Here is a 16,125-nt window from a genome sequence, read left to right as displayed (position 1 = left end):
GCGCCCACGCGGCGGAGCCGCACAATGTCTCAGCCCCGCGCCGCTTCTTCCGGGCGCAGATCTGGACGTACGGCTCCCAGGATCGGGTAGGACGCCACGGGGGATACCTGGACCTTCTCGCCTGTGCGGGGGGCCTGGACCACCTGGCCCGCGCCCAAGTACAACGCCACGTGTGTCGCCTCGGGGAAGTAGATGACGAGGTCACCCGGGCGGAGTTCGTTCAGTGGGACTCTCGGCAGGTCGGCCCACTGTTCCTCGCTCGTCCTCGGGATCGGGGTGCCCGCATGGCCCCACGCTTCCGACGTCAGGCCTGAGCAGTCGTACGTCTTCGGTCCCTCCGCGCCCCACTCGTACGGTTTGCCGATCTGCTGTACGGCGTAGCGGAGCGCGCGGTCTCCCTCCCGCGACGGTTCGCGGGAGTCGTCGCCCAGGGCGCCTGAAGCGACCAGTTTCTGCTGGGCCTTGTCGACGTCGGTCTTCTCGAAGGCGGCCAGCGCGGTGAGTTGGCCGGGGGTGAGGGAGGTGAGGCGCTTCTCGATGTCGGCGAGGCGCTTGCGTACGTCGTCCTGGTCCTTCTTCTGGCGGGCGGCCAGGGTGAGTTGGGTGTCCAGGGCCTTGCGGGCCTCGCGGGCCAGGCCGTCGCTCTTCTTCTCGCTGCCGACCAGCCGGCCCACCGTCTCGGCGCGCTCCCGCGCCAACTGGCCGATGACATGGCCCTCGTCGAGCGCGTGCTGCGGATCGCGGGCGAGCAGGAGGCGGACGTACGGGGAGATGGCGGTGCTGTTCTGGTACTGCTGCCGGGCCAGCCGGCCCGCGGCGCCGCGGCTGTCGTGGAGGGAGAGGCGGGCGCGGGAGAGTTCGGAGTCGAGACGGTCGACCTCGGCGCGCTGCTTCTTCAGCTTCTCCTCAGTGGCGTTGTACGTCTCCGTGGCCTGTTCGGCATCGCGGTACAGGGTCTGAAGGTCCGTCAGCAGCTCGGCCACGGGGCGTTGTCCGGGCGCCTGCGGTTCCGGTACGGCCGCGGCGGGCAGCGGTGCGAGGACGGTGCCGGCCGCCACCGCTGCCGTACAGACCAGACGCAGAAGCCTTCCTGACACGTCATCACCTCCGGTGCGCGGCGGGCCTTCCGCCCCGCACCGTGAGCATCAGTCGGGGGCGGCGGGTCCGCGCGCCGGGTGTGCGCGGTTCGGCCCAACCCCGTCACCCGTGGGTGTCGTCCGGCTTGCCGCCCGGCGTGGCGGCTGGCTTGGACCATGGCCACTTCAGAGCGCCGCTCCGCTTCCCCTCCGGGTCGAACTCGTACTTCCAGCCCTTGGGGAGGCCGAGCCGTTTGCTGTGGCCCCGGGGGACCCTGCGGTACACGAGGACCGTGGGCGGGCCGCCGGCGTCGTCGGGGACCGGGATGCGGTACGTCTTCGGCGGGGTTCCGGTCGGGCCGAGCAGCACGGGCAGGGAACGCCCGTCCATCGGGCCGCCCTCGAACGGGGTCTCTTCGCTCTTCACGGGACCAGTCTCAGCCATCCGCCGCGAGGCCCTGGACCAGCGCGGCCGTCTGCGGGTCCCGCCGGGCGGTCACCGACAGCACCGCCCCGAACTGCTCGACCAGCCAGTCCCGCAACTCGTCCAGCGGCGGCTGCTTGTCCTCGTCGAGCCAGATGAGAGACGCGGCTTCCACGGCCGTGATCCACATCCGTACGGTCATCCGCAGGCGGGGTCCGGGTTCGGCTACGCCGAGATGGCTGAGGATGTGCACGGCGGCGGCCCTGCGGACCCCGTCCACGATGGCCGTCGTACGGGACGTCTCTACGACGCTGCCGCCCTGGAGCAGGGCGCTGAAACCGGCGTCGTGCTGGTCGACGAAGCCGAGGTAGCGGTCCAGGGCGCGGGCGAGGCGGGAGAGGAGCGGGCCCTCGCGGGGTTCGTCGAAACACTGCTGGAGTTCATCGGCGGCGGACCTGAGGGCGGCCTCGTAGAGCTGCTGCTTGCCGCCCGGGAAGTACCGGTACACCAGGGGGCGCGAGACCCCGGCCGCTTCCGCCACGTCGTCCAGGGAGACCTCCTCGGGAGCGCGGTGCGCGAAGAGGGTGAGCGAGGCTTCGAGGAGCTGGCTGCGCCGCTCCTCGACGTTGAGACGGCGGTAGGCGGGCGCGGCGGGGGGCATGGGTGCAGGGTAGTCGGGCGGGTGCGGGTTCGCTGTGGCTGGTCGCGCCCACGTGGCGGAGCCGCATATCGACACAGCCCCGCGCCCCTTGAAAACGCAGGCCGGCCCATGTCATTTAGGGGCGCGGGGAACTGCGCGACCAGCCCCCACCGGGCCGGACTGTGAACTCAAGCCAGCAGCCCCCACCGGGCCGGACTGAACTCAGGCCAGTAGCCCCGACGCCTTCCACAGCCGTCGCCCAACACCCCGAAGTACGCCAATGTCGTCCAAGAAGTCCGTCAGCTTCTTCGACCCGGACTGCATGACCTCCCGCCGATGCCCGCTCGCCCGCACCTGAGCCACGGCCTCCCGCTGATCGAGCCCCACGTTCGTGTAGACCTCGGGGTTGACGAAGGCGATGGAGAAGATGCGCGCGAACTCCCCGGAGGTGACCCGCGTGAACTCCTGGGACCACCGCGGCGCCGTCACCATCTGCCGCCTCAACTCCTCCCGGGCGTAACGGACATGGCGCGCCTCCTCCACCACATGGATACGGGTCACCCCCCGGACCAGCGTCTGCACCCGCTCATCCGGAAACGTCAACCGCTGCATCCAGTCGAGGACTTCCTCACCGAGCAACGTGGCCGTGAACGAACCCGGCGTGGTGGAGATCGTCTTGAAGAGCCGGCCGAGGTTCTGATGGGCCCGGCTCACCGGATACCAGGGCGTGTCCCCCCGCGAGATCAGCCGCGCGAACATCTTCGAGTGCCGGCACTCGTCCTCGATCTCGGTCAGCGCATAGCGCACATGCGCACTCGTCGCCGCCTTGTCGTAGATGTGCCGGACGAGCAGCTGCATCAGGATCAACTCGAACCAGATACCCAGCGAGGCGAGCGCCGCGGCCTCGTGCTGGGAGAGCAGGATGCGCTGTTCCTCGCCCATCCGCTTCCACAACGGGGTGTCGTACAGGGAGACCAACTCCGGCGGCCAGAACCACTTGCCGTCCTCGAAGGGCGCGGCCCAGTCGAGTTCCTTGTCGGGATCGAAGGAGTGCTTGGCGGAGGACGCGAGCAGCCGCTCGGCGACCTGCTCACGGTCCTTGAGCAGGCCGAGCGCGTCACGCAGCCCGTCGATCGCGTCGGCCTCGGTCAGGGTCGTCATGGTTCTCCCACCTCGCGGATCAACGTGTTACCCGTGGTCACATCCTCCGAGGTCTTATGAGACTGCCTGTCAGCAAGCTCGTCAATCCCCTACGCGGGACTTGTTGTCCGCGGGACTTGTCGGCTCGAACGACGTCCGCAACGTGAACGCGTACGGCGTCGGCCCATGTGCCCGCAGGTGTAGAAGCCGTTCCTCCGCCTCCGCCACCGTGGGGCGGTGGCCGGCCGGGACCCACCACAGGACCGTCATCGCCTCCCGCATCCGCTCGAACCACTCACGGCGGCGGGCCAGCAACTCGCGGTGCTGCCCCTGGTACATGAACGCGGTCAGGGCGTTCGGGTCGCGCCACACCGACATGTTGATGATCAGCCAGTCGTCGCCGAGGACGGGGACGTCGGTCGCGTTGCCGGTGTCCGACTGGAGGCGCCACTCGAAACCCTCGGCCGCGTCGGCTACGGCGTTCACGGGATCGAGGGCGTCCACGAAGTCCTTCAACTCCGGCGAGTCCAGGGGGAATTGAAGGCGTCCGATGTTGACCTGGGCGAGTTCGTGCGCGGGTGTGCTTAAAGGATCGGTCATGACCGAACGGTAGGTCGGGTGACCGTCTTCCGGTAGGCCCCGTCTCAGGGACCGAGCACCGCCTCCATCACCGCCTTCGCGATCGGCGCCGCGTCCCCGCCGCCGCTGATGTCCGACCGGTCCGCCGACGCGTCCTCCACCACCACCGCGACCGCCACCTTCGGCTCGATGTCCCGCTCGCCCTGCGCCCAGGACACGAACCAGGCATACGGCGTACCGGAGTTGCCGATGCCGTGCTGCGCGGTGCCGGTCTTGCCGCCGACGGTCGCGCCGGGGATGGCCGCGTTCGTGCCGGTGCCCTCGGTGACCACGTCCTCCATGAGTTCCTTCATCTGTACGGCAGTTGCGGGGTGCATCGCCTGGCGGACGGGGCGCGAGCCGGGCGTCGACACCGTCTCGCCGGCCCGCCGCGTGGTCCGTTCCACCAGGTACGGCTCCCGCACCTGCCCGCCGTTCGCGACGGCCGCCGCCACCATCGCCATCTGCAAGGGCGTGGCCCGCGTGTTGTACTGCCCGATCGACGACAGCGCCAACTGGGCTTTGTCCAGCGTCGTGTCGAAGGTGCTGGGGGAGACCGAGAACGGGATCCTCACGCCGGCGTCGTTGAAGCCGAACGCCTCCGCCGTGGTGCTCATGTTCCGCACGCCGACATCCACGCCCAGCTTCGCGAACACCGTGTTGCACGACCACTCGAAGGCGGACCGGAGCGGCGCGTCCACGCACCCGTCGCCCTCGTTCGTGAGCGTCGTAGACGTGCCGGGGAGTGTGTACGGGTCGGGGGAGTTGGTCGCCGCGTCCAGGTCCGTCACCACCCCCGCGTCCAGCGCCGCCGCCGCGGTGACCACCTTGAACGTCGAACCCGGCGGATAGGTCTGCCGTACCGCCCGGTTGAGCATCGGCTTGTCCGGGTCGGCGTTCAGCCGGGACCAACTGCGGTTCGCCGTACGGCCGTTGCCCGACAGGGCGCCGGGGTCGTAGGACGGGGTCGAGACGAGGGCGAGGATGCGGCCGGTCGACGGTTCGATCGCGGCGACCGCGCCCGTGCGCGTACCGAGTCCGTCGTACGCCGCTTGCTGCGCGGCCGGGTTGAGGGTGGTGACGACGTTGCCGCCGGGGTTCTGGGCGCGGGTCAGGTCGTTCCACAGAGGGAACGGCGAGAGCAGCGAATCGGTCCCGGAGAGGATGCCGTCCTCGGAGTGCTCCAGGAACGTCGTGCCGTACTCCTGCGAGGCGAAGCCGGTGACCGGTGCGTACAACGGGCCGTTCCTGTACGTCCGTTCGTAGCGGAGCTGCTCGCCGGAGTCGCGGGAGCCGGTGATGGGCTTGCCGCCGACGAGGATGCCGCCCCTCGGCTGGTCGTAACGGGCGATGGTGTGGCGGCGGTTGGCGATGTTGTCGTCGTAGGTCCGGGACTGGAAGACCTGGATGCGGGTGGCGTTCACCAGCAGGGCGAGCAGGAGCAGGGTGCAGAAGGCCGCGGCGAGGCGGATGTGGCGGGTCATGGAGTCGGTCACGCGGCCACCTCGATGTCGTACTGACGGCGGGACGAGTCGCTCAGCCGGATCAGCAGGGCCACGATCGCCCAGTTGGTGACGACCGAGGAGCCGCCCTGGGCAAGGAACGGCATCGCCATGCCGGTCAGCGGGATCAGGCCGGTCACCCCGCCCGCGATCACGAACACCTGGAGCGCGACGATCGAGGCGAGCCCGACCGCGAGCAGCCGGCCGAAGGGGTCGCGCAGGGCCAGGCCCGCCCGGTAGCCGCGCTCCACGAGAAGGCCGTAGAGGATGAAGATCGCGGAGAGGCCGGCCAGGCCCAGTTCCTCGCCCGCTGTCGCCAGGATGAAGTCCGACTTGGCGGCGAAGCCGATGAGGATGGAGTGGCCGAGGCCGAGGCCCGTGCCGAGCATGCCGCCGGCCGCGAACGCGAAGAGGGACTGGGCGAGTTGGTTCGGTCCCTGGCCCGCGTCGATCGAGGCGAAGGGGTGCAGCCAGTCCTGGACCCGGCTGTGGACGTGCGGTTCGAGCCGGCCGACCGCGACCGCGCCGAGGGCCGCGAGCAGAAGGCCGACCGCGATCCAGCCGGTGCGGCCGGTGGCGACGTAGAGGAGGGTCACGAACAGGCCGAAGAAGAGGAGCGAGGTGCCGAGGTCGCGTTCCATGACCAGGACGCCGACGCTGAGCAGCCAGATCGCGACGATCGGGCCCAGCACGCGGCCGGTGGGGAGCTGGAGGCGCCAGACGCGACGGCCGGCGTAGGCGAGCGCGTTGCGGTTGGCCGCGAGGTACGCGGCGAAGAAGACCGCCAGCAGCACCTTCGCGAACTCGCCCGGCTGGATGGAGAATCCGGCGATCCGGATCCAGATCCGGGCACCGTTCACGGCCGGGAAGAGGACCGGGAGGGTGAGGAGGACGAGGGCGGCGGCCACGCAGACGTACGCGTAGCGCTGGAGCACGCGGTGGTCGCGCAGGGCCACGACTACGACGATGAAGAGGGTCACGCCCAGGGTGGACCACACGAGTTGGGTGGGCGCCGCGCGGTCGCCGGGGGTCTCCAGGTCGAGCCGGTAGATGAGGACGAGCCCGAGGCCGTTGAGGAGCACCCCGATCGGGAGCAGGAGCGGGTCGGCGTACGGGGCCCGCAGGCGCACCGCGATGTGGGCCAGCAGGGCGAGCACGCCGAGCCCGGCGCCGTAGCCGGCGGCGCCGGGCGGGACCGTGCCGTTCTTGGCGAGACCGACAGCGCAGTAGCCGTACACGGAGAGCAGGACGGCCACGACGATGAGGGTGAGTTCGATGCCACGGCGCCGGGGGAGGCGTACAGCGGGTGTGGGAAGGTCCGCTGTGACGGTGGTTCCGGCGTTGGTCATGTCCGGAACTTACCCAAATGGGGCGGGTTGTGTGCCTTGGGTGGCGCGTGTGTCTCGTCCGTCAGCACCAGCGGGGCGCGGGTCCGATGTTGTCGATGTAGCGCGCCGAGCCCCAGGCCCAGGTGCCGTCCGTGAGCAGGTACCAGAGGTGGTTGCCCTGGACGTTGGAGCCGTTGGTCTTGCAGAAGATGGAGACGTGCTCGCCGCGGTAGGCGTACCGGATGATCCTGCTGCCGCGGTCCGGGCGGGAACGCAGGGCGAGTTGACCGGCCGTGACGACACCCCGGTAGTAGCGCGGGTTGTCGTGGTCGCCGTGGCCGCCCTGGTGGTCGTAGTCACCGCGGCCGCCGAAGTCCTCGTCACCCTGCTGGTTCCACCCACCGTCGTCCTGACGGCTGACGCCCGGGTCTTCGTCGCCCCATTCGTCGTCGGCCACGGCGGGCGCAACGGCGGCGGCGGTCACAAGCGCACCGGCGGCAACCGCTATACCAAGACGGCGGAGGGAGAGGCTGAGGGACATGCGGGTACCTCCATGAATGGGACGAACCTGACTATTCGCCACATTAGGAGGAGGAGAGGGGCCCCGCTCGTCACACTGGTCCACACGGGCGCGACCAGCCGTCGACGGCCGGCAGCCAACGAATCACCTGCACTCCCGAACTCTCCGCCTATCCGAGCGTCAACCTCGCAAGCGCCCCGCCACCATCACCGGCATCCACGTTCGCGAACTCCAACCGCGCCCCCAGCACCTCCGCCTGCCCCAACGCGATGGTCAACCCCAGCCCATGCCCCGTCGCCCCACCCTCCGTCCGGAACCGCTGCGGCCCATGCTCAACCAAATACTCCGGATACCCGTCCCCGTGATCCCGCACGGTCACCACCGGTCCCTCCACGGTCACCACGACAGGCCCCCGCCCATGCCGGTGCGCGTTGGCGACAAGATTCCCCAGCACCCGTTCCAGCCGCCGCCGATCCGTCTCCACCCACTCATCCCGTACGACGACGACCTCCGCCCCCGCCCCCGACGCCCGCACGACCCGCTCGGCCACCGCCCCCAACCGCTCGGCGTCCAACTCCACCTTCTCCCGCCGCGTATCGAGCCGGGAGATCTCCAGCAGGTCCTCCGTGAGGGTGCGCAAAGCGGCCACCCGATCCCGCACCAACTCGGTCGGCCGCCCCGGCGGCAACAGCTCGGCCGCCGCGTGCAACCCGGTCAACGGCGTCCGCAACTCGTGCGCCACATCCGCCGTGAACCGCTGCTCGCTCAGCAACTTCCCCTGCAACGACGAGGCCATCGTGTCCAGCGCGGCGGCCACCGCGGCCACCTCGTCCTGAGGCAGGGTCGCGTCCTTCGTACGGGGATCGTCGACCCGCGCGTCCAGGTCACCCGCGCTGATCCGCCGGGCGACCTGCGCGGTCCCGTGCAACCGCCGGGTCACCCGGGTCACCGCGAACGCGCCGACCAGCAGCGTCGCCCCGATCGCCAGCGCCGAGGACCAGACGATCGCGCGGTCCAGCCCGGCGATGGTGTTCGAGCCCTGCGAGTAGTCGACCCCGACGGCCAGCACCCGGTCGCCGGAGGCGGGCCCCGCCGCCCACATCGTGGGGCGCCCCCGATGCGTGCCGACCATCGTGCCGCGCTCCCCGGCCGCGGCCAGTTGCCGTAGCGGCACGGGCAGGCCCTCGGGATCGACGCCGGCGCCGTGCACGAGCGAGTCCCCGGCCTCGTACTGCGTCGTCGCCTCCTTCAGTCGCGACAAGGCGAGGCCACGGGCCTGGCCGACGGTCTGATCGGTCACCGAGACATGCACGAGTACGCCGAGCAGGGCGGCCAGCGCGCAGCACATCACGGTGATGAACACGCCGGCCTTGAAGGCGAGGGTCCCGGCCCACCGGGGCAGCGCGAGCCTCGTCACGACGTCGCCGCGGCGGTGGGCACCGGTGTCGCGCGGCGGACCCCGTGCTTACGGCTGCCCGTGCGCAGGAACTCGTCGTGGGTCAGCAGCATCGCCTTCTGGTCCGCGTCCCACGTCCACTGCACGCGGTACTCGTACCCGGCGAGCTCCGACGGCGAGCGGATGATCACCGAGCGCCCGGCCAGTTCGACCCCGCTGACCGCGTCGTCGTTGGCCATGACCTGCACGAGCCGGTGCTTCTCGACGGTGTAGACGCGCACGGCGGTCATCTTGGTCGGCAGCAGACGGAACCCGAGCGTCAGATCGTCGTGCCCGTCGCCGGTGAGGTCGCGGTAGTAGGGCTTGAGGACCGGGCAGGCGCTACGGTCCCCGCCTTTCTCGCAGTCGCCGATCCGCTCGGCCGTCCCGCGGTACGGCGCCTTGGAGCCGTCGTAGTCGCTGGGATTCGCGGCGATCTCGGCCCGTACGACGGCGACCGGGTCCACCTTGCGGATGTCGTCGCCGGGGACGGTGACGCCCTTCACGGTCTCCGTGTCCGCCTCGTCGAAGTCGTAGGCGGGGGAGGAGGCGGGCGACAGATTCGGCCAAAGCTTGGCGGGACTGGTCGCCGTAGGGGTGGCACCCGCGCCCCGTAGTGCGCCGGTGTCACCGCAGGCCACCGCGGTCGCGAGCAGCAGGGCGACGGTGGCGGTGGTGCGGGCGGCACGCACGGGACGACTGGGCGGCACTGCTCTCCTGCGGGGCGCGAGTATGGGACCCGTACACCCTATTCGTAGGGAAGTCCTTTTTGTTCATGTGTGCGGGTGGGTTGAGGGAACGATTACTCGGCCAGTTCCTCCAGCAGCCGGGCCGTGGAGAGCCCCGTCCGCAGGTACTCGACGAACAGTTCGTTGTGGAGGGCCCACGGCGACCGGCGGGCGCGGATCAGCCGTATCGCCTCCTCCGTGGAGTACCCGCGGCGGACCAGCGCGTGCGCGACGACCAGCCCCGACCGGTTGTAGCCGTGATAGCAGCGCACGAGGACCTTCCGCCCCTCGTCCAGCGCGTCGCAGGCGGCGACGGCCAGCCGCATCACGCCGGCGAGCTGCGTCCCGTCCAGCGGCCCGTCCGGAATCGGCCACACATGGTGCTCGACGCCGGTGTCCGGCCCGTGCCCCGGCAGCCGTAGCAGCGTCTGCACGAGATCGAACTCGTCCCGCACCACCGCGAACTCCAGTTGCCCCGACCGCCCCCTGAACTCGTGACCGCCCATCCACAGACCGGGCGTGATCTCGCTCCACGGACTGTCCGGAGCGGGTACGTCGGGTTGCTTCCTGCGCGTCCGCAACGGCGCCTCCCCAAGCCCCAGCGACTGACCCAAAGGTAACCGGGTTCTTGCCCCTTGAGCACCCCGCCTGTTCCCATGGTCGAGGGGTGATGGTGCATGAACGGACTGCGCGTCATACCGACCTGGCGACATGGTCAGGAACGGCTGTACGTCTGCCACACCGACGGAAGGAACGTCGCCTGGTACGACAGGGAGGCGGCCAGGATCAACCTGCTGAGCGAGGAGCGCAGAGAGGACGTCCTGCACGCCCTCGGCCCCTTCCTCACCGGCCCGGTCACGGTGGGCCCGCCACCGGTACCGACCCCGGCGGAACTGGCCCGTCTGACCCTCCACCCCGACGACGACCTGGCGCCCAACCGCCCCGGCGAGGCCCTCCACGTGGCCCTCGACCGCGACCCGGGCCCCCAGCACCGCCTCCGCCCCGACCCACGCCGCCGAGCCCTGTCGGCGGAACAGGCGGTGGGCGAAGCCCTGGACGATCTGGACGGCGCGGGCTGGCACGCCCTCCACTCGATCCCCCTCCCCGGCGGCGACCGCCTCCACCACCTGCTGATCGGCCCCGGCGGCCTCTTCGCCGTCCACACGCTGTACGCCCGCAAACAACGCGTCCAGATCGCCGACCTCATGGTCACCCTGGGCCGCCGCGACCCCCTCCCCCTGCTCCGCCGAGCCCGTTCCGACGCGGATCGCGCGTCGTACGCGCTGACGGCCGAGGTCCACCCGGTCCTCGCCCTGGTCGGCCCGGCGGACGTCCGCGTGACGACTCCGCCGCGCGAGGTCCGTGTACTCCAGGACACGGAACTGTCCGGACTGGCAAGGACGGGCGGGGTGTTGAAGCCGGCGGATGTGGAGGCGCTGCATGCGATGGCGCGGGATCGGCATACATGGGGGAGGGTGTGAGGGGCATCCGTCGGGGTTGCTTCAGCGGTGCGGGGTGTCCGTGGGTTCCGATGAGCGAAGGGCTCGGCGGGACGGGGCGGGGCGGGCCGGGACGGGACGGGATGGGGCGGGCCGGGGTGGGGCGGGCGCGCTCCTCGACACCGTGAACCCCGACACTGACCAGGAAGCGGGCGGCCCAACGTTCACTTGGTGAGAACCAGGCGTATCCCACGTGCCCCCTCGTCAAGGCAGGGCTCCCGCTGATCCGGCGTCGAGCAACGGTTCCAGCAGATCGCCGTACTCAAGCAGCCGTACCTCCAACTCCCGTGCCACAAAAGTAAGTTGATCCGGATTCCGGCACATCGACACCTCCTCCCACGTCACCGGTGCCGACACACACTCCGCCGCCCGTGCCCGCAACGTATACGGCGCGGCCGTGGTCTTCCGCGCAGCGTTCTGACTCCAGTCGACGAACACCTTCCCCACCCGCAGGCTCCGCGTCATCCGATGCACGACAAGCCGAGGCAGCGCCGCCTCCGCCTCCACGGCCAACGCCTTCGCGTACTCGACGGCCCGCTCCGAAGACACCGGCGCCACCCGCGCCAACAGATGCAACCCCTTCGCCCCGGACGTCTTGACGTACGCCTCGATCCCGTCCGCCGCCAGTCGCTCCCGCAGCCACACCGCAACCTCACAGCACTCCACGACGGTCGCGGGCGCCCCCGGATCAAGGTCGAAGACGAGCCGGTCGGCGACACCGGGCGCCCCGATCACCCACTGCGGCGTATGGAACTCGGTGACGAGATTCGCCGCCCACATCAGGGACGCCAGATCCTGCACCAGCACCATCCGGGCCGGCCCCTCCGACCGGGGCACTTCCGCGGTGGTGACCCAGTCGGGCGTACCCGGCGGCACGTTCTTGGTGAAGAACACCTGACCGTCCGGCCCGTCCGGATACCGCAGAAAGGACACCGGCCGGTCGCGCAGATGGGGCAGCAGAACCTCGGCGGTGGTCGCGTAGTAGTGCAGGACCTCGCCCTTGGTGAACCCGGTCGCCGGGTACAGCACCTTGTCCAGGTTGCTGAGCGTGACCCTTCGCCCCTCCACCTCTGTGATCGGCGTCATACGATGAGAATCCCACGGAAACGTGACAAACCGGACGCGAGCCGGAATCGCGATGCGGAACCGTAAGCCGGAGTCACGAGCCGAAATCACGAGCCGGAGTCACGAGCCGAAATCGGAAGGCGGGTGCGGCAGGTGCGATCCATATGGAACGGCGCCATCTCCTTCGGCCTGGTCAGCATCCCGATCAAGCTGGTGAACGCGACCGAGAGCCACTCCATCTCCTTCCGCCAGATCCACACGGAGGACGGCGGCCGCATCCGCTACCGCAAGGTCTGTGAACTGGAGGACCGCGAGGTCGCCCAGGCCGAGATCGGCAAGGCGTACGAGGACGCGGACGGCACGATGATCCCGATCACGGACGAGGATCTGGCCCAGCTGCCGATCCCGACGGCGAAGACGATCGAGATCGTGGCGTTCGTGCCGGCCGACCGGATCGACCCGCTCCAGATGGACGCGGCGTACTACCTCTCCGCGAGCGGTGTCCCCGCGGCCAAGCCGTACACCCTGCTGCGCGAGGCGTTGAAGCGCAGCCAGAAGGTGGCCATCGCGAAGTACGCGCTACGAGGCCGCGAACGCCTCGGCATGTTGCGCGTGGTCGACGACGTGATCGCCATGCACGGCCTGCTCTGGCCGGACGAGATCCGCGTCCCCGAGGGCGTCGCCCCGGACACGAACGTCACCGTCCGCGACAAGGAACTCGACCTCGCGGACGCCCTCATGGACACCCTGGGCGAGGTCGACCTCGCGGACCTCCACGACGACTACCGCGAGGCGGTCGAGGAGATGATCACCGCGAAGGCCTCCGGCGAACAGCCCGCGACGTCCCCGTCCCCGGCTCCCGGCGCGAAGGTCCTGGACCTGATGGCGGCCCTGGAGAAGAGCGTCCGCGAGGCAAAGGAATCACGAGGCGAGGACCCAGCCGACAAGGAAACGGCACCGAAGGCCCAGGTCAGCCGTATCTCCCCCCGAGCAACCCCCAAACAGACCCCCGGCAAGAAGTCGACCTCCACGGCAACGAAGAAGACGACAACGACGAAGAAGTCCCAGCCCCCGGCACCAGCGAAGAAGTCGACGCGAACGACCAAAAAGACAACAGCGACGAAGACGACGGCAACCGCGAAGAAGACCCCACCAAAGAAGGCAACTCCCCGCAAGCGAACGGCTTGAACGGCAGTTTCCTCACGGCTCCCCGCGCAGAGCTACCCAACCCACGCCCACCGACACCGCGAAGGCGCCGCTGGCGAAGTAGCCAACTCCCAGCAAGCGGGCGGCTTGAGCGGCAGTTTCTTTGCGGGTCCCCGCGTAGAGCTACTCAACTCACGGCCACCGCGACCGCGAAGGCGCCGCTGGAGAAGAAGTCAACTCCCGCCAAGCGAGCGGCTTGTACGGCATTCCCCTCGCCAGTCTCCGCGTAGCGCTACCCGCCACACCGCCACCGCCACGAAGTCCACCGCGCTGGCGAAGACCTCGCTCAAGAAGGCGGCCCGCAAGCGAACGGCTTGAGCCGCAGCCTCCTTACGGGTCCCCGCGTAGAGCTACTCAACCCACGGCCACCGCGACCGCGAAGGCGCCGCAGGTGAAGAAGTCAACTCCCGCCAAGCGAGCGGCTTGTACGCCATTCCCCTCGCCAGTCTCCACGTAGCGCTACCCACCCCACTGCCATCGCCACGAAGTCCACCGCGCCCGCGAAGAAACCCCGGGCGATGCCCCCGGCAACGAAGCCCCTCGGCAAGCGAACCGCTTGAGCCGCAGTCCGCTCGCCAGTCCCCGCGAAGCCCGACCCCACCGTCACTGCCACCGTCACCGCGCCCCCGGCAAAGCCCCGCCCCCCCCGCAAAGCCCCCCCCGCAAAGCCTCAGCCCAAGACGGCCCCCTCCCGCAAACTCCCCGAGCCGCAGCCCTCTCCCCAACTCCCCCCGGAGGGGCCCCGCAGCGCTACCCCACCCGCCGCAACGCCAACACCGCGTTATGCCCCCCAAACCCAAACGAATTGCTCAACGCGAGATCCCCCACCCCAGGCAGACCACCGGACGCACCCCCGAGCTGACCCCCAGCCCCACCCCCAGGCAACTCCCGCGCAACCCCCATCACGACATCCAGCCCGATCGCGTCATCCAGCTCACTCGCCGCCCCCACGGTCGCCGGCACCACCCCGTGATGCAACGTCAGCACCGTCGCCACAGCCTCAACCCCGCCCGCAGCCCCCTGCAGATGCCCGAGATGCCCCTTGATCGCGGTGACAGGAACGTTTCTGCGACCGAACACCGCCCGCAACGCCCCCGCCTCAGCGAGATCCCCCTCCACCGTCGCCGTGGCATGCGCGTTCACGTGGACGACGTCCGCGACATGCCCGCCCGCGTCCCGCACCGCCCGCCGCACGGCGAGTGCGACCCCGGCGCCGGACGGATCCGGCGCCGCCATGTGGTGCGCGTCGGCGGACAGCCCCCACCCCGCCGCCTCGCAGTAGATCCGCGCTCCACGCGCACGTGCGTGTTCCTCGGCCTCCAGGACGAGCACCCCCGCACCCTCCCCGTTCACGAACCCGTCCCGGTCCTTGCCGAACGGCCGTGACGGCGACGAACCGTCCGCCAACCCCCGCGTGGACAACGCCCGCATCGCCGCGAACGACGCCATGATCGCCGGCGTGACGACCGCCTCGGCCCCGCCCGCGAGGGCGACGTCGACCCGGCCGTACCGTATGCGGTCGATGGCCGCCCCGATCGCCTCAGTGCCGGAGGCGCACGCCGCGGTGACCGTGCGGGCCTCGCCGGTGATGTGCAGGTCGAGGGAGACCTGGGACGCGGCCTGCGACGGAACGGTCATGGGCGTGGTGAGCGGCGAGACGCCGCGCGGCCCCTTGTCCCGGAGCTTGCGGTCGCCGCCGACGAGCACGGACGCGTCTCCGAGGATCGCCCCGAGACTGACCCCGACCCGCTCCGGATCGAGCCCGCTCTCCCGTGTGCCGCCCGCCACGAACCCGGCGTCACCCCACGCCTCCCGCGCGGCCAGCACGGCGAACTGCGCGGCCCGGTTCATCCGCCGCGCCGCCTGACGCGGCAGCAGCTCCATCGGATCGACCGGCACGGTCCCGGCCACCCGCACGGGCAGCTCCGCGAACTCCTCCCCGTCCAGTTCCCGTATCCCGTGCCGCCCGTCGAGCAGCCCCCGCCACAACTCGTCGACCCCGACCCCGAGCGGCGTGACCGCCCCCAGCCCGGTGACCACCACCCGCCGCGGCCCACCCACGGCCGCCACCCGCTCCGGCCGCGCATGATGCCGTACGACGAACTCACCACCGACGCCCACACCAGCACCCGGCGTCTCCGAGCCGGTGCCCGACATGTCCGCACCAGCACCCGGTACCTCCGCACCAGCACCCAGCGGCCCCGAGCCGGCCCCCGCAACCGCCGAACCACCCCACCCCCGAACCTCCGCGTCGGTCAGAACGTCATCCCCCGACCCTCCATCCAGATCCCGATGCCACAGCCCCCACCGCCGCACGTACGACACCTCGCCCGCCCCCGGATCCACCACCCGCAACGAACTCACCCGGTCGCCCTCCCGGAACTCGACGGACGCGAGGTCGTCGGAGACGAGTCGCGGCACCGCGCCCACGTCCAGTCGCCGGCACCCGCTGATCACCCGGCGGTCGCGGCCGAGCACCTCGTCGCGGTCCGTCCCGCCGAGCGGCGGCCGCAAGGTGACGCGGATCGTCTCGGGGGTCTCGGGGAGGGTGTGGGTGACGACGTACCAGCAGGCGCGTTCGGCGTCGGCCGGGGTCAGGGCGATCAGATCGCCGGGGATGACCTCGGCGGCGGTCACCGGGTGGGGAGCGAAGGGGACTTGCGACGAATCGGATGAATTGGACATATCTCGCACACGCTTCCTCGGGACTAAACGGACTTGTGCCCTATGGCAAACCATCCCGAGTGAACTGGATCAAATCGGAAAAAGCTACGGTTGAACGGTGAACCTGTTACGCCCCGGGAGCTCTCAAGGTCCGCTGAAATAGGGCGAGTTGTCCAGTTGATCACCGGGGTTATGTGTGGAACGTCACTTTCGCGGCCGTCACAGCCGTCCCCGCACTCACTTGTTCCCTGGATTTAACGTGAGGCCCTCTGGCAACTCC

At 70.2% G+C, this 16,125-nt stretch carries 15 protein-coding genes; 2 read left to right on the top strand and 13 right to left on the bottom strand.

What is annotated here, in order from left to right:
- Positions 1-29 precede the first annotated feature (29 nt).
- The 11 genes from OG714_RS17895 to OG714_RS17845 all read right to left on the bottom strand — a co-directional run bounded on the left by OG714_RS17895 (position 30) and on the right by OG714_RS17845 (position 9,992).
- A complete protein-coding gene (locus OG714_RS17895; RefSeq protein WP_406122141.1) occupies positions 30-1,097 on the bottom strand; it encodes an NlpC/P60 family protein in 1,068 nt (355 codons plus the stop codon).
- Positions 1,098-1,200: 103 nt separating this feature from the next.
- Positions 1,201-1,503 carry a hypothetical protein gene (locus OG714_RS17890; protein WP_406122139.1) on the bottom strand — a complete coding sequence of 101 codons (303 nt, stop codon included), beginning with the start codon at positions 1,501-1,503 and terminating at the stop codon, positions 1,201-1,203.
- A gap of 10 nt (positions 1,504-1,513) precedes the next feature.
- Positions 1,514-2,161, bottom strand: coding sequence for a TetR/AcrR family transcriptional regulator (locus OG714_RS17885; RefSeq protein ID WP_406122137.1), 648 nt, complete (start codon positions 2,159-2,161; stop codon positions 1,514-1,516).
- Between the two features lie 201 nt (positions 2,162-2,362).
- Positions 2,363-3,301: a diiron oxygenase gene (locus OG714_RS17880; RefSeq protein WP_406122135.1), complete on the bottom strand. Its 939-nt coding sequence runs from the start codon at positions 3,299-3,301 to the stop codon at positions 2,363-2,365.
- Positions 3,302-3,382: 81 nt separating this feature from the next.
- Positions 3,383-3,880: a DUF3291 domain-containing protein gene (locus OG714_RS17875; protein WP_406122133.1), complete on the bottom strand. Its 498-nt coding sequence runs from the start codon at positions 3,878-3,880 to the stop codon at positions 3,383-3,385.
- Positions 3,881-3,924: 44 nt separating this feature from the next.
- Entirely contained in the window at positions 3,925-5,382 is a 1,458-nt protein-coding gene (locus OG714_RS17870; RefSeq protein ID WP_406131860.1) for a penicillin-binding transpeptidase domain-containing protein, read from the bottom strand.
- 8 nt (positions 5,383-5,390) lie between these two features.
- Positions 5,391-6,749, bottom strand: coding sequence for an FtsW/RodA/SpoVE family cell cycle protein (locus OG714_RS17865; RefSeq protein ID WP_406122131.1), 1,359 nt, complete (start codon positions 6,747-6,749; stop codon positions 5,391-5,393).
- Between the two features lie 61 nt (positions 6,750-6,810).
- Complete coding sequence (locus OG714_RS17860; protein WP_406122129.1) at positions 6,811-7,269, bottom strand: SH3 domain-containing protein; 459 nt, start codon at positions 7,267-7,269, stop codon at positions 6,811-6,813.
- 148 nt (positions 7,270-7,417) lie between these two features.
- Entirely contained in the window at positions 7,418-8,665 is a 1,248-nt protein-coding gene (locus OG714_RS17855; RefSeq protein ID WP_406122127.1) for an ATP-binding protein, read from the bottom strand.
- Positions 8,662-9,375: a hypothetical protein gene (locus OG714_RS17850; protein WP_406122125.1), complete on the bottom strand. Its 714-nt coding sequence runs from the start codon at positions 9,373-9,375 to the stop codon at positions 8,662-8,664. Before OG714_RS17850 ends, OG714_RS17855 begins: the two co-directional genes overlap by 4 nt.
- 110 nt (positions 9,376-9,485) lie before the next feature.
- Positions 9,486-9,992 (bottom strand): dual specificity protein phosphatase family protein, encoded by a 507-nt coding sequence (locus tag OG714_RS17845; RefSeq protein ID WP_406122124.1) that lies wholly within the window; start codon positions 9,990-9,992, stop codon positions 9,486-9,488.
- A 96-nt stretch (positions 9,993-10,088) separates the two neighbouring features.
- Between OG714_RS17845 and OG714_RS17840 the strand changes: the two genes are divergently transcribed.
- A complete protein-coding gene (locus tag OG714_RS17840) occupies positions 10,089-10,892 on the top strand; it encodes a nuclease-related domain-containing protein (RefSeq protein WP_406122122.1) in 804 nt (267 codons plus the stop codon).
- Positions 10,893-11,114: 222 nt separating this feature from the next.
- Here OG714_RS17840 and ligD read toward each other — a convergent pair whose 3' ends face one another.
- A complete protein-coding gene (ligD, locus tag OG714_RS17835; protein ID WP_406122121.1) occupies positions 11,115-11,996 on the bottom strand; it encodes a non-homologous end-joining DNA ligase in 882 nt (293 codons plus the stop codon).
- A gap of 123 nt (positions 11,997-12,119) precedes the next feature.
- Between ligD and OG714_RS17830 the strand changes: the two genes are divergently transcribed.
- Entirely contained in the window at positions 12,120-13,163 is a 1,044-nt protein-coding gene (locus OG714_RS17830; protein WP_406122120.1) for a Ku protein, read from the top strand.
- Between the two features lie 768 nt (positions 13,164-13,931).
- On the opposite strand, the gene OG714_RS17825 is transcribed toward OG714_RS17830, so the two are convergent.
- Positions 13,932-15,866, bottom strand: coding sequence for a beta-ketoacyl-[acyl-carrier-protein] synthase family protein (locus tag OG714_RS17825; protein ID WP_406122118.1), 1,935 nt, complete (start codon positions 15,864-15,866; stop codon positions 13,932-13,934).
- Positions 15,867-16,125 lie beyond the last annotated feature (259 nt).

The organism is Streptomyces sp. NBC_00989 (assembly GCF_045162655.1).
GTDB lineage: Bacteria > Actinomycetota > Actinomycetes > Streptomycetales > Streptomycetaceae > Streptomyces.
This window is presented reverse-complemented; position numbering and strand designations above follow the sequence as displayed.

Bases quoted from the DNA above. Each gene is read 5' to 3' on its own strand.
- OG714_RS17885 (WP_406122137.1), bottom strand. From the start codon at position 2,161: ATGCCCCCCGCCGCGCCCGCCTACCGCCGTCTCAACGTCGAGGAGCGG.
- OG714_RS17880 (WP_406122135.1), bottom strand. From the start codon at position 3,301: ATGACGACCCTGACCGAGGCCGACGCGATCGACGGGCTGCGTGACGCG.
- OG714_RS17875 (WP_406122133.1), bottom strand. From the start codon at position 3,880: ATGACCGATCCTTTAAGCACACCCGCGCACGAACTCGCCCAGGTCAAC.
- OG714_RS17870 (WP_406131860.1), bottom strand. From the start codon at position 5,382: ATGACCCGCCACATCCGCCTCGCCGCGGCCTTCTGCACCCTGCTCCTG.
- OG714_RS17865 (WP_406122131.1), bottom strand. From the start codon at position 6,749: ATGACCAACGCCGGAACCACCGTCACAGCGGACCTTCCCACACCCGCT.
- OG714_RS17860 (WP_406122129.1), bottom strand. From the start codon at position 7,269: ATGTCCCTCAGCCTCTCCCTCCGCCGTCTTGGTATAGCGGTTGCCGCC.
- OG714_RS17840 (WP_406122122.1), top strand. From the start codon at position 10,089: ATGAACGGACTGCGCGTCATACCGACCTGGCGACATGGTCAGGAACGG.
- ligD (WP_406122121.1), bottom strand. From the start codon at position 11,996: ATGACGCCGATCACAGAGGTGGAGGGGCGAAGGGTCACGCTCAGCAAC.
- OG714_RS17825 (WP_406122118.1), bottom strand. From the start codon at position 15,866: ATGTCCAATTCATCCGATTCGTCGCAAGTCCCCTTCGCTCCCCACCCG.